12 protein-coding genes are annotated in these 14,025 nt (G+C 45.0%); 6 read left to right on the plus strand and 6 right to left on the minus strand.

The window, feature by feature from the left end:
* Positions 1-150 precede the first annotated feature (150 nt).
* From ACQEXS_RS17635 to ACQEXS_RS17645, 3 genes are read left to right on the plus strand one after another with little or no spacing between them, the layout of a single operon-like run.
* Entirely contained in the window at positions 151-591 is a 441-nt protein-coding gene (locus tag ACQEXS_RS17635; RefSeq protein WP_427014707.1) for an ATP-dependent zinc protease family protein, read from the plus strand.
* Positions 591-1,496, plus strand: coding sequence for a 30S ribosomal protein S6--L-glutamate ligase (rimK, locus tag ACQEXS_RS17640; protein WP_004415299.1), 906 nt, complete (start codon positions 591-593; stop codon positions 1,494-1,496). The genes ACQEXS_RS17635 and rimK overlap by 1 nt, the downstream gene beginning before the upstream one ends.
* A complete protein-coding gene (locus ACQEXS_RS17645) occupies positions 1,456-2,550 on the plus strand; it encodes a succinylglutamate desuccinylase/aspartoacylase family protein (protein WP_427014708.1) in 1,095 nt (364 codons plus the stop codon). The genes rimK and ACQEXS_RS17645 overlap by 41 nt, the downstream gene beginning before the upstream one ends.
* A 69-nt stretch (positions 2,551-2,619) precedes the next feature.
* Here the strand turns inward: ACQEXS_RS17645 and ACQEXS_RS17650 are convergent, their stop codons facing one another.
* Positions 2,620-3,984, minus strand: a complete 1,365-nt coding sequence (locus tag ACQEXS_RS17650) for a sodium-dependent transporter (protein WP_427014709.1) — start codon at positions 3,982-3,984, stop codon at positions 2,620-2,622.
* A gap of 337 nt (positions 3,985-4,321) precedes the next feature.
* On the opposite strand from ACQEXS_RS17650, the gene ACQEXS_RS17655 reads away from it, so the two are divergent.
* Positions 4,322-6,865: an Ig-like domain-containing protein gene (locus tag ACQEXS_RS17655; RefSeq protein WP_427014710.1), complete on the plus strand. Its 2,544-nt coding sequence runs from the start codon at positions 4,322-4,324 to the stop codon at positions 6,863-6,865.
* Between the two features lie 69 nt (positions 6,866-6,934).
* Here the strand turns inward: ACQEXS_RS17655 and ACQEXS_RS17660 are convergent, their stop codons facing one another.
* Positions 6,935-7,678: a YggN family protein gene (locus ACQEXS_RS17660; protein WP_427014727.1), complete on the minus strand. Its 744-nt coding sequence runs from the start codon at positions 7,676-7,678 to the stop codon at positions 6,935-6,937.
* Positions 7,679-7,746: 68 nt separating this feature from the next.
* Positions 7,747-8,223: a GreA/GreB family elongation factor gene (locus ACQEXS_RS17665; RefSeq protein ID WP_427014711.1), complete on the minus strand. Its 477-nt coding sequence runs from the start codon at positions 8,221-8,223 to the stop codon at positions 7,747-7,749.
* A 113-nt stretch (positions 8,224-8,336) separates the two neighbouring features.
* Between ACQEXS_RS17665 and ACQEXS_RS17670 the strand changes: the two genes are divergently transcribed.
* A complete protein-coding gene (locus tag ACQEXS_RS17670; RefSeq protein WP_427014712.1) occupies positions 8,337-10,259 on the plus strand; it encodes a RecQ family ATP-dependent DNA helicase in 1,923 nt (640 codons plus the stop codon).
* On the opposite strand, the gene dinB is transcribed toward ACQEXS_RS17670, so the two are convergent.
* A complete protein-coding gene (dinB, locus tag ACQEXS_RS17675) occupies positions 10,243-11,313 on the minus strand; it encodes a DNA polymerase IV (protein WP_367988316.1) in 1,071 nt (356 codons plus the stop codon). The two genes, ACQEXS_RS17670 and dinB, sit on opposite strands and share 17 nt — an antisense overlap.
* A gap of 160 nt (positions 11,314-11,473) precedes the next feature.
* Here dinB and ACQEXS_RS17680 point away from each other — a divergent pair, with 160 nt between their 5' ends.
* Positions 11,474-12,688: a response regulator gene (locus ACQEXS_RS17680; protein WP_427014713.1), complete on the plus strand. Its 1,215-nt coding sequence runs from the start codon at positions 11,474-11,476 to the stop codon at positions 12,686-12,688.
* A 27-nt stretch (positions 12,689-12,715) separates the two neighbouring features.
* Here ACQEXS_RS17680 and nqrM read toward each other — a convergent pair whose 3' ends face one another.
* Both nqrM and ACQEXS_RS17690 read right to left on the minus strand, forming a co-directional pair.
* Entirely contained in the window at positions 12,716-12,949 is a 234-nt protein-coding gene (nqrM, locus tag ACQEXS_RS17685) for a (Na+)-NQR maturation NqrM (RefSeq protein WP_367988314.1), read from the minus strand.
* A 21-nt stretch (positions 12,950-12,970) separates the two neighbouring features.
* Entirely contained in the window at positions 12,971-13,975 is a 1,005-nt protein-coding gene (locus tag ACQEXS_RS17690) for an FAD:protein FMN transferase (RefSeq protein WP_427014714.1), read from the minus strand.
* Positions 13,976-14,025: the final 50 nt, after the last annotated feature.

A 14,025-nucleotide genomic window follows, 5' to 3' on the forward strand; every position in this document is an offset into this window, starting at 1 on the left:
CTTGGTTGCTACAGTCGCCCTCCTTGAAGCGCCTTTGGGTACATTCTTACCCTCTTCAAGCACAAGACTCGGCACAATTCGACCGTGTTATGTTGGGGATGCTCACTTCACTCGAGCATCTTAAATACTCTCTAAAATTATGTTACTGCGATGAAAGAAAAACTATTAGTCGGTTGGCGAGAAACTCTTAGCCTGCCAGGTTTAGGTATTAATGAAATTAACGCAAAAATTGATACCGGAGCTAGGACGTCTTGCTTACACGCGTTCAAAGTAGAGAGCTTTAAAAAGGACGAAGCTCTGTGGGTCCGCTTCTGGATTCACCCAAAACAACATGACACGGATTTCGAAACAGTATGTGAAGCTAAAGTAATTGATGAGCGCATCGTACGCGACTCGGGTGGTCACGAAGAATCACGTTACGTTATCGAGTCAGAACTGAGCATTGGCGGAAAATGTTGGCCAATCGAAATTACTTTAACTAATCGCGAAAACATGGCTTTTCGCATGTTATTAGGTCGCACTGCAATGCACGATCGCATCATTGTCGACCCTGTTGAATCGTTTTTAGTCCCTTTCGAGGAAAGCAAATAATGAAAATTGGTATTCTGTCTCGCAACGCGAACCTGTACTCAACCAAGCGTCTAATTGAAGCGGCAGAAAGCCGTGGTCACGAAGTGAAAGTGATCGATGCGCTACGTTGTTACATGAATATCAACTCAGAGAAACCAGAGATCCACTTTAAAGGTGAAGAGCTGTCTGGCTTTGACGCGATTGTTCCTCGAATCGGCGCGTCAGTAACATTCTACGGTACTGCGGTATTACGCCAGTTCGAAATGATGGGTGTTTACCCAGTCAACGAATCTGTTGCGATCACTCGTTCTCGTGACAAGCTACGCTCAATGCAGTTGCTATCACGCAAAGGTATCGGCATGCCAATCACAGGTTTTGCAAGCAAGCCTGATGACGTAAAAGATCTACTTGAAATGGTTGGCGGTGCGCCAGTTGTTATTAAGCTACTAGAAGGTACTCAAGGCATCGGTGTGGTTCTAGCTGAAACACGTAAAGCTGCAGAAAGTGTTGTAGAAGCGTTCATGGGCCTAAAAGCAAACATCATGGTGCAAGAGTACATCAAGGAAGCGGGCGGCGCGGATATTCGCTGCTTCGTACTGGGTGACAAAGTAATTGCAGCAATGAAGCGTCAAGGTGCTGAAGGCGAGTTCCGCTCAAACCTACACCGTGGCGGTAGCGCATCTTTAATTAAGATCACTCCAGAAGAGCGCCGTACTGCGGTAGCGGCGGCGAAGATAATGGGTCTAAATGTGGCTGGGGTGGATCTACTAAGATCAGACCGTGGTCCATTAGTCATGGAAGTAAACTCATCTCCAGGTCTTGAAGGTATTGAGGCCGCAACTGGTAAAGACATTGCTGGAATGATTGTCGAATTTATTGAAAAGAATGCGGCAAGCAAAAGGACTAAAACTCGTGGCAAAGGCTAAGAAGAATAGCGCATTTGAATTTCTCGGCGAGTCTATCTCGCCGGGAGAGCGTAAGGTTGTTGAGTTAGAAGCTGCGAAGCTTTATACCCATTCGCCTTTATCGATCCCTGTTGAGATCATCAATGGTAAGCAAGCAGGACCAGTCTTAATGGTCAATGCTGCTATCCATGGTGATGAGCTTAACGGCGTTGAGATTGTACGCCAGTTAATCAACACCATTGACGCTAACAAGCTCAAAGGTACCGTGATTGCTGTGCCAATCGTCAACGTATTTGGCTTTATTCATAAATCGCGTTACCTACCGGATCGACGCGATCTAAACCGCTGCTTCCCAGGAAGTGAGAAAGGTTCATTGGCATCACGTATGGCCAATACTTTCTTCTCTCAGGTCGCTAAGCGCTGTGATTACATTCTGGACTTACACACAGGTGCAATTCACCGCACTAACCTGCCACAAATTCGTGCAGATTTAAGTAATCCAGAAACACTTCGTATTGCTCAGGCGTTCGCTACGCCAGTGATAGTCGATGCTCCACTACGTGATGGTTCTCTGCGTAGCGAGGCTGAACGCCTAGGCATTCCGGTTCTGACTTACGAAGCGGGCGAAGCATTACGCTTTGAGCCAATTTGTATCAGTGCAGGTTTCATCGGTGTACAACGTGTTATGCAGGCGATTGGCATGCTGCGCTCAAGTCGTAAAAGGCTGCCAACCCCCGTGATTGCGAAATCTACTAGCTGGCTGCGTGCTGAAAGTGATGGCATCTTGCGTACGGTGGTAACACTGGGTGAAAAAGTTGAAAAAGGCCAGGTGCTGGCTTACATCAGCGCCCCACTCGGCCACAGTGAGATTGAACTGACTGCTCGCAAAGGCGGTATTGTTATCGGTCAACAGACACTACCTTTGGTCAACGAAGGCGATGCAATCTTCCACTTAGCTTACTTCGAGCAAGATGACGAAGAAGTGGAACAAGTCGTAGAAGAGTTCATTGAAGAGGTCACAGACCTTGACGTTGATCCTTTAACAACTGGTCAAATCAACGCCCCTGCTCAGTAAACAGAAGCCGTTAAACACAAAAAGCCCGCATATCACTATGCGGGCTTTTTACTATCCATTACTGGCTTATCAACCAAATGATGCCCAGATAACCGTCGCGACTAGAATCGGGCAGACAAACTTCACGTAGGCAGGCCATAACTTACCAAACCAGCCTTGCGTGAACTCAGGACAACCCTGCTCTAGCTCTTTAATCTTTGAATGACGGTTCCACACCCAGCCACCAAATAGGCAGAATAGCAGTGCTGCTGCTGGCTGTAGGTACTGTGTGGCGACCATCGCCACCAAGCCAAACAACTCACCAAAGTTATAGACGATGACCACGCTAAATAGGGCAATCAGACCGCCAAGTACCCAACTCGTTGGGGTACGTTTGGTATTGAAACGTTCACTTACCAGAGCAACAGGACACTCCAACATTGAAATAGAAGAGGTCAACGCAGCAATGGTCAGGAGCAAGAAGAACACTATCGCAAATAGCTGGCCTAACAGACCTAAGCTATCAAACATCAACGGTAGCACCGTAAATACCAAGGTATCAGAGCTTAGTAGTGACCCGTCTTCCGCATAAATCTGTACGCCTTTTTGCATTGCGACAAACATAGCAGGCATCACGACCAGTCCTGCAATAAACGCAACTGCGGTATCCACCAGCGTCACATTCATCGCCATCTTTGGCAGGTTCTCTTTCTTACTGAGGTAAGAACCATAAATCAGCATTGAACAGCCACCAATAGTGAGCGAGAAGAACCCTTGCCCCATTGCCGCTAGAATCAACTTACGGTCCATCACCTTCTCAAAGTCTGGGATCAAGTAATGTTTTAAACCTTCCATCGCGCCATTTTGCGTCATGATGTAGATAAACAGCAGACCAAATAAAATGAACAGAGCCGGCATCAAGCGTGTCGACCACTTCTCAATCCCTTCTTTAACACCACCTTGAACAATTAAAATAGTGAGAACGTAAAAAGTAATCGTACCAAAAAGGTTACGTTCAACACTAAAGCCTTTAAACCAAGCGGTTGCCGCCTCCATACCTAACACATCAGCCACAGCGCCAAGTAAGAAGCAGATCAACCAACCACCGACGATGCTGTAGAAAGCCAATACCGCACTCGGCACACTTAAGCCTATCCAACCAACGGCAGCACCAACACGCTTACCAACAGGATTACTGGTAAGTGAGCGCATACTATCGACTGGGTTCGCTTGACCGTGGCGACCAATTGCCATTTCAACCACCAGCATAGGAAACGCAACCACAAGGATCATCACTAGATAGACCAGTAAGAACGCGCCGCCGCCATTACTTGCTGCTTGGGTAGGAAAACCCCAGATGTTGCCAAGACCAACCGCAGCGCCTGCTGCTGCGAGAATAAAACCAAGACGGGAGCCAAAATGCTCACGAGAAGAAGAGTTTGTTTGCTGTGTCATACCACTTACACAATACCACCGAACTAGTTGGCTAGTACGGTATTACAGATATATCGATAACTCAACCAGAAAGTCACCAGATTCGCCATCCATCGCAAAATTACCAGTTTATAAGACTATTAATTCACCAATTGTCAGAGGATAAAAAACTGACTAATAACATAACGAGAATTTCGTGAAGTGAGCCGAAAGAGTCGTGAAAGCACTTTTTCATACTTTGTTTTCTCGTGAAGCCATGTGGAAAATTCAGATTGAATTGCCTGTTTCTTCAGCAATTTTCTGTTCCTGTCTTATTAGTTAATCAGTTATCTACCCGTTAAAAAACAAGGAGAGGAACATGTGTTCTCATGTACTTAGAGGGGCGATCATCGCCGCCTTGGGAATGAGCTTTCAAGCTTATGCTTATGATTGTTCGACGCTAACAATCTGGGACTCAAGTTCAATCTATACGTCTGGCGATCAGGTTCAACAATCTGGAACCGCATACCAAGCCCAACATTGGACACAAGGCAATGATCCAGCGACTAATTCAGGCGATTGGCAGGCATGGCAAAGCTTAGGACTGTGTGATACAGCTGGCGGTAATATTCCACCAGAAGTATCGTTAACCTCACCGCTTAACAATGCTGAGATCCCAGAAGGCACAGTCACCAGCATTGAAGCTACTGCTACAGATGCGAACGGCAGCGTGGCTCAAGTAGAATTTTTTGTTGATGGTCAAAGTATTGCTGTAGTAACCCAACCACCATACAGCGCTAGCTGGACTGCGATGTTAGGGGCAAGCCAGATCCAAGCTACCGCTACTGACAACGAGAACGCCTCAACCACCAGCAGCGCAACGATTTCAGTAACCCCAACAGGCACGCTAGTCCCTCCAAGTGTCACACTTACCAGTCCGACAGGATCAGAACAGGTCAGCGAAGGCGATGTGGTCACGCTCAGTGCCAACGCCAGCGACAGTGATGGTAGCGTCGAAAAAGTAGAGTTTTTTGTTAATGGACAGGTCGTTGCAACGGATACAACCGAACCTTACCAACATGATTGGAGCGCCATTTCTGGCAACCAAACCTTCTCAGCTAAAGCAACCGACAACGACAATCAATCAACCCATAGTGCTCAAGTATCTCTTTCAGTTGCAGGCGGATCTAATGGCGGGTGTGCTGGATTACCTCACTATGTTGCAGGAACCAGCTATTCAGCAGGCCAGTTAGTACAAAACTTAAATCAGAAATATCAATGTGACATTGCAGGCTGGTGTTCTTCTGATTCGGCTTGGGCTTACGAGCCTGGCAAAGGGGATTACTGGCAAGAAGCATGGACAGGCTTAGGAGCATGCAGCACACCGCCAAGCATCAGCATAACTTCTCCAACAGATAATCAGGTTATACTGGCGGGCGCTAATGTAACGATCAGCGCTTCAGCAAGTGATGCTGATGGTAGCGTCACTGGCGTTGAGTTCTTTGCCGGTAACACCTCGCTTGGTGTCATCACTCAAGCACCATATAGTGTTGACTGGTTAGCAACAAATATCGGTGCGAATACTTTGAAAGCCATCGCCACCGATAATGATGGTAACACCAATGAAAGCAGCGTTACCGTCACGGTCAGTGATCAGGACTTGGTCGTATCACTAACCTCTCCAACCTCTGGTCAAACAGTGGGATTAGGTAAGGCATTAAATCTAGCCGCTGATGCGACCTCTCTGACAAGCTCAGTGAACAAAGTTGAGTTTATGGTGAACGGCGCTGTCGTCGGCACGGATACAACAGCACCCTACTCTTATAGCTGGACGCCGGGTGCCGTTGGTAACTACACCGTTGCAGCACAAGCAACCGATGCAGTTGGCAGCAGCGTATTGTCCGATGCAGCGGCGGTAACCGTTGTTGAACAAACGCAGAAGAAACATCAATTGATCGGTTACTGGCACAACTTCGTCAATGGTGCAGGTTGTCCGATTCGATTGGCTGACATGTCACAAGCATGGGATGTGATTGATATTGCTTTTGCAGAAAACGATCGCAATAGCGATGGTACGGTTCACTTCAATCTTTACTCTGGTGATATCCATAGCAGCTGTCCTGCTCTAGACCCAGCTCAGTTCAAGCAAGATATGGCAGCGTTACAAGCGAAAGGTAAGAAGTTTGTTCTATCTTTAGGTGGCGCTGAAGGTACCATTACACTCAACACAGACACCGATGAGGCGAACTTCGTCAACAGCCTCACCGCGATCATTCAAGAATGGGGCTTTGATGGTTTAGATGTGGATCTAGAAAGTGGTTCGAATCTCGTTCATGGTTCACAAATTCAAGCTCGTTTAGGTCGTGCATTATTGCAAATTGAGCAAAACATGGGCGGAGACATGTACTTGACGATGGCGCCGGAACATCCATATGTTCAAGGTGGCTACGTAGCTTACAGTGGAATTTGGGGGGCTTATATCCCGGTGATCAATGACACACGTAGTACGTTGGATTTGCTGCATGTTCAGTTGTACAACAACGGAGGATTACCTAACCCATACATGCCAGGTAGCGCTCCGGAAGGCTCTGTAGATATGATGGTTGCACAATCAAAAATGTTGATTGAAGGTTTTGAACTGGCAGACGGTACCCTATTTGCACCGCTACGTGATGATCAAGTTGCTATCGGACTGCCTTCGGGCCCAAGTTCTGCTAACTCAGGCCAAGCTCCAACACAAAATATTTTAGATGCGTTGGATTGCCTGACCAAAGGCAGCAAATGTGGCTCAATTGTTCCTGCATTTAATTATCCGAATTATGCAGGCGTCATGACATGGTCAATAAACTGGGATCAACATGATGGTTTTAACTTCTCGACGCCAGTGGGGAACAAGCTGACCCAAATGAATAACGGGCAATAGAGAGAAACTAAAAGAGCGCCAATATGGCGCTCTTATTTATCAGACGTTTGTTTTATCTAAGGCGCTAAATTATATGGTGAAGATCTGATAATTTTTTAGCTCTGGGATCTTCTTATGAAGTTGTTGCTCTTCTTCTGCCATTTGGTTTAAAGAGTCACAAAACTCCTGTCCTTGCTGTTCAATATCTGCCGAGTGAGATTCAATACGTTCAGAAATACGAGCTTTAAGCTCAGTCATGCTGTTCGCCATCTCAGTTAGGTTCAAACCACCCTCTTCTTTCATTTTGGCAGACATGGCTTCAAAGGCACTGGTAATGAACTCATCATTAAATATGTCTTTTGCCTTGGCAAAATCTTCCATCCAAGTGTTACTCATGGATTCAAAACTTTCAGCAGGTAAAATCAAATCACCATTTTTATAATAACGAGCTTCAATGCTTGCCCAAAAATCTTTCATCGCAACTTTGACGCTATCGAATGCTTCGGGAGAATCTAAACTTTTAGCGACATCATCAATGATATCATTCGCTAAATTCAGACCATCTTCAGCGATCTGCTTAGCTCGTGGTAAGTGATCATTCAAATGTTGGCGGTATTGAGCAATGGCTTCTTTTTGCCCTGCGTCTAATTCAATTTTCTCACCGTGGATCACTAAGTTATCATTGTCATCCAGAATTGCGGTCTCACCATTTGCTTGATGGATCTCTAGCTGTTGACCATCAAGGCGGATTTCATTTTTAAGATCGACCTGACACTGCGCCGCCCAAATCTGGCTGGTAAATAAGAATGGTAAGGTAAAAATAAAACGTTTCATCATCATCTACTCATCATAGCTTTTCATCACAACATAACAGATTAGGTTCAGTTATCGTTATCAAACTGTCAATCAATCGCGCTAATTTCGTAACTAAATACGTTGTCTCCAATCTGATAACTGACTTCATCATCCAATACTTTGCCAATGAGTGCCGCGCCTATTGGCGACTTTGGCGTCACAACACTAATTTCGACGCCTTCGTGATAGACTTTGATTCCACCAGCGCATGGGCCAAGGTAGACGTAGCGATAACTGTCTTCAACATCCACCAGTTCCACCAACGCTCCCAATGCCACTTTATCCATTCCCTCTTTCACAATTAAAGCACGATACTGCGCTAAATCAGCTTCATATTCTGCAACGCGCATTGCTTGGCCATGAGCCAAATAAGAGGCCTCTAACGCCAATGTATCGTACTTGTGCTCAGGGACCGTTTCTTCATCCGTTGCCGCCGACATTGCCTGTTGTGTCGCTGACTGAGCAATCTTCAGGTTGTGCTCTAACTGCTGACAAATTTTTTCTACAAGCTCAAACTTATTCATACTATTCAACGTCAATTTGCTCATGGCGACAGCTTATACGCATGCCCTTTTCAGGTACAGGTTTTGTAAAAATCCGGTAGTATAAGCGCCATACTGATACAGAGATAAATGCCATGCTAGAACACACTTTAAAGACCACCTTTGGCTTCGATTCACTGCGCCTAGGACAAAAGCAAGTGATTGATGCCATCCTAGAAGGACACTCTTGCGCTGCAATATTTCCAACGGGTTCTGGTAAGTCTCTCTGTTATCAACTTCCAGCACTTCACCTGCCACATCTGACCTTGGTGATCTCTCCTTTACTCGCTTTGATGAAAGATCAGCTGAGTTTTCTACACAGTAAAGGAATCGCTGCCGCTTCAATTGATTCCGGACAAGATCGCCAAACCACCCAACAGGTCATGCAATCAGTACGAGAAGGCCAAACGAAGATCCTCATGATTTCCGTTGAGCGATTAAAAAACGAGCGCTTTCGTCAATTTATCTCGCAAATTCCAATTTCTTTGTTGGTCGTGGATGAAGCCCACTGTATTTCTGAATGGGGGCACAATTTTCGTCCGGACTACCTAAAACTTCCAGACTACCAACGTCAACTGAATATTCCGCAGGTTTTGCTACTCACTGCCACGGCAACAAATGATGTCATTGCCGATATGAAGAGTAAGTTTGCACTTGCACCGGAAAATATTACGGTAACGGGCTTTTATCGCCCAAATTTAGATTTAACCATTCAGCCTTGCCAAGATGAAGAAAAGCTTCCAACTTTAATTTCAATCATAAACCAGCAGCCTAATTCCCCCACCATTGTATATGTCACATTGCAGCAAAGTGCAGAACAAGTAGCTGCCGCACTAAGAGACAGTGGTATTCATGCGTTGGCTTATCATGCAGGACTAAAAAGTGAAGTAAGAAGCGAACTGCAGCAACAATTTATGCAAGGGAAGATTTTTTGCATTGTTGCTACTATCGCCTTTGGTATGGGAGTGGATAAAGCGGATATTCGCCGCGTGATCCACTATGACTTACCTAAGTCGATCGAGAACTACTCACAAGAGATCGGCCGAGCAGGAAGAGATGGACAACCATCACAATGCTTACTTTTGGCAAATCAAAACGGCTTAAATACATTAGAAAACTTTGTATTTGGCGATACTCCAGATGCCACTGCCATACAGTATGTGATTGAGCAAGCAATCCAACACGCCCCGCAATGGGAACTCATGCTCAACCGTTTATCGCAAGAGAGTAATATTCGTCAGCTCCCTTTAAAAACGTTATTGGTTTATCTAGAACTTGCCAATGTCATTGAGCCCAAATACAGCTACTTTGCCGACTATCGCTTTAAGTTTATCCGTCCTAAAGAGCAGATCGTCCAACACTTTCAAGCCGAACGTAGACAATTTGTTGAAGCGATTTTTCAATGTGCTCCACAAGCCAGATTATGGTGCCAACTCGACTTCGAAGCACTTTGGATCAATTATCACGCAGATAGACAAAGAGTGATCAGTGCACTTGATTACTTCCACGAGCAAGGTTGGATCGAGCTGGAAAGTAAGCAGATCACAGACGTCTATAGCGTAAAAGACTCCCCTCAATCTATTGCGACTCTGACTGAACAACTGCATCAATTATTCTTAACTAAAGAAACGCACGAGATAGAGCGGTTAAGGCAATTGCTTGCATTTTTTGAGTCTGATAGCTGCTTGAGTGCGAAACTGGCACGCTATTTTGCCGATACCAATGCACCAGAGCATTGTGGCCACTGCTCCGTATGCCGAGGAAATGTTGCTCAGCTTCCAATACAACCTCAACAAGATGTTGAGGTAGAACAAGTCCATCATTGGCTAACGCCTCTTACTCAGGCGGCAAGTCAAAAATTATCATTACAAGCCCAAGCGCGCTTTCTCTGCGGAATTGCCACCCCACTCACCACAAAGCTGAAAGCAAATAAGATGGAGGGATTTGGGAAACTAGCGAACGTACCTTTTCAACAAGTAGTGAATACCGTTGAGACCCTAACTATTCAAAAAAGCTAAGTTGTTTACTCTCTACTTCGGGCTTGAGCATGACGTTCAAGCCCAACAAACGTATCTCTCGCCCTTTTTGACGCTCTAATATTTTACCAAGTAGCGCTTTAAAATCTTGCAACTCTAATTTGGGATGAATGTGCTCAATGGTCGTCAGTTGGAAATCAGCAAACTTAACTTTTATCCCTTGTTTAATGATCTCTCTTTGTGGCCGAGCTTCATCCAACCGCGATTTTAGTTCTGGATAAAGTTTCTCTTCAATGACTTGCCAACATTGTTCATAGGTCACAATATTCTGAGTAAAGGTGCGCTCAACCCCCACCGATTTACGCTCTCGCTCTACAATCACTTCACGTTCATCAATGCCATGACTGCGCTGCCACAAAGAAGCGCCTAAGCGCCCAAATTGACGCAAGAACTCACGATAGTCACTGTCTCTGACATCCTTACACAAATAAAATCCAGCACTGTGCAGTTTCTCGAGTGATACTTTGCCCACCCCCGGAATCCTCTCTAACGGCAATGTATCTATAACCGATTGCACTTGCTCTGGCGGAACAACGAATTGACCATTCGGCTTATTCATATCTGACGCTACTTTAGCCAAAAACTTAATCGGTGCGACGCCTGCTGATGCGGTTAAACCCAACTCCTTAAATATGTCATTTCGGATCGCTTGGGCGATGAGTGTCGCAGAGCCTTTACATGCTGTTGAATTCGTCACATCTAGAAATGCTTCGTCTAACGACAGCGGTTCAATAAGGCTTGTGTAGCGAGAAAAGATTTCACGAATTTGCTTTGAAATGGCTTGATAAACGGACATTCGTCCAGGAATGACAAGTAACTCAGGACATAATTGGAGGGCCTTTGCCGTAGACATCGCACTTCGAACGCCAAATTGACGCGCCTCATAATTACTCGTACTGATCACTCCCCGTTGGCGCTCGCTACCACCCACGGCGAAGGGTCGATGACGATATTCTGGATTATCACGCATCTCAACAGCAGCATAGAAACAATCCATATCGATATGAATGATCTTGCGGAGTGTTGCGGGTTCCATATCACACCTTTTACCGGACTGTATAAAAAAACAGTATATTATTTTACAACAAAGAAGCCAATAACCTTGTCTAGGTATACAATTTATAAATTAAATTATTAAATATGATTAATAATCACGCTAAACTAAAGTGGCGAAAATTTTATCAAGGAGCCTTCGGTTGAGTTACAAGATCCTCGTAGTTGAAGACAGCCGTACATTTAGAAAGTACCTTTGCCAGCAACTCTCTGCGTTAGGTTTTGAGATCGTAGACGTTGGTTCGTATAAAGAAGCCGAACACGTACTTGAGCAGCAAGACGACTTCCTTTTTGCGTTATTGGATTATTGTCTTCCTGATGCAGAAAATGGCGAAGTCATCGACTTAGTCTTAAATCGGCAACAAAAGGTCATTGTACTGACAGCCACGTTTAACGAGCATACTCGTGAACATTTTATCTCTAAAGGCGTTGTCGATTACATCCTCAAAGAAAGCACCAGCTCTGTCTCTTACGTTATTTCTTTAGCCAAACGATTGATGAATAACCCAAACCATCATGCTTTGGTTGTGGATGACTCTCCGACAGTACGCAAACATATTTCCTCCCTTTTGGAGCACCAGTACATAAAAACAACTCAAGCAGAAAACGGGCAGCAAGCGTTAGACATTCTTCAACGTAACCCAGATATCACCTTTGTCATTAGTGACCACGACATGCCAGAGAAAGATGGCATTACCATGACCAAAGAAATTCGCCAGATCCACGATAAAAATAGCATGGCGATACTAGGTGTATCGGGCAGTAATGATCGCACCATGACAGCACGTTTTCTAAAAGCAGGTGCTAACGACTTCCTTCATAAACCCTTTAATCATGAAGAGTTCTACTGCCGCATTCACCAAATGCTCGATATGAAAGAAGCACGAGATGAGCTTTTTAAACTAGCAAACCAAGATGCACTAACTGGGCTTTGGAATCGTCGTTACCTCTTCGAACAAACATGTAAAAACTGTCATGATCGCTCTGTTGCCATGGTGGATATCGATTACTTCAAAAAGGTGAACGATGTGTATGGTCACGATGGCGGAGACGCGGCATTACTGATGGTCGCAAATATCCTCAAAATCTATTTCGCCAACGACACCATTGTTCGTTTTGGTGGAGAGGAGTTTTGTATCGTTAATTGTGGGCCGTATGATGATTTTGTTACCCGGTTAGAGCAAATGCGACAACGCGTTGAGAAAACGCCAATCTCTCATCAAGGTAGTCCGATAAACCTCACAGTCAGTATTGGAGCTAATCAGCAACTTGCTCCACTTGCCCAGCAAATAACAGGGGCAGATGACCGCCTCTATCAGGCCAAAGAAGCCGGCAGGAATAAGCTGATTTATCAATAAAAAAAGCCCATAAATGGGCTTTTTTACTTAAGCAATTCTATCTTTTTCCCAAGCGGCGAGTTTTTCTTGTCGAGCTGCCTCTCGAGCTTCACGCTTTTTACGTGCATCACATGGTTCAGGACAATTACACACTTTTTCAATACCCACAGCCCCAAGACCACCACAGCTGCCTTTCACAACTTTTCTTTGGATAATGTAGCCGATTGACATAGCAGCAATCACGGCCATAAACACACCAAATGTAATTAGATATGTACTCATAATGACATGCTCACTTAAATATTATTTGTTCATGTATGGTTTGTAGGCCGATGATGCAAGCTCTTGGAAACCATCATCCGTTTTTACAATCATAAATACAGGAATATTGTGCTCTTCCGCAACCTTCATCCCTTGTTCTTCCCCTAAAACCATCAATCCTGTAGCCAAGCCATCCGCTGTCATCGATGACTTGTCTAGTACGGTAACAGAAACGACTTTATGGTTAATTGGCTTACCTGTTTCTGGGTTGATAATGTGGGAATAACGTACACCATCACGCTCAAAGTAGTTGCGGTAATCACCTGAGGTCGCTATCGCCATGTCGCCTGGTTCAATAATCTCTTGGATCGCACGCTCTTCTACTGAAGGCTTCTCTATCGCAATACGCCACGCAACGCCTTCACGGTTTACACCTTTAAGACGCATTTCACCGCCAACCTCAACCATGTAGTTTAGGATACCTTGGGACTGAATGTAATCTGCAACAACATCTACCCCCCAACCTTTAGCAATCGTCGAGAGATCAACGTAAAGATTCGGGATATCTTTTTGCAACGTATTCCCTTTGACCGTTAAGTGTTGGATACCTGTCATCGCTTTACGCTCACTGAGCTCAGCATCAGTTGGTACTACCTCAGGACGTGCTTCCGGTCCAAAGCCCCATAAGTTCACTAACGGCCCAACCGTTACATCTAATGCACCTAAAGTAAGACCGTTTAGTCGGACCGCTTCTTTCACCACGGTCGCTGTTTGAGGGGAAACTTCAAATGCTTCAGAGGAAAGATTCTGATTAAAACGGCTAAGCTCTGAGTCTTTGCGATACGTCGACATTTGGTCGTTTACTTCTTCCAACAGACGATCGATTTCTTTTTGCAATTCAGCGGGAGCTGGACTCTCTTTAGCTGGAATATACTTAATGTTGTATGTGGTTCCCATCGTAGGGCCACTTAAATGAACCTGCTCTGTTGCTCGGTCACAACCAGCAAGAATCAATAGAGAAGCGAATGCAACAAGCCACTTTTTCACTTGTTTACTCCTATTATCATTAAATGGATATAGAAGACTGCATTGAAACA

Source organism: Vibrio sp. TRT 17S01, from assembly GCF_050113695.1.
Classification (GTDB): Bacteria; Pseudomonadota; Gammaproteobacteria; order Enterobacterales; family Vibrionaceae; genus Vibrio.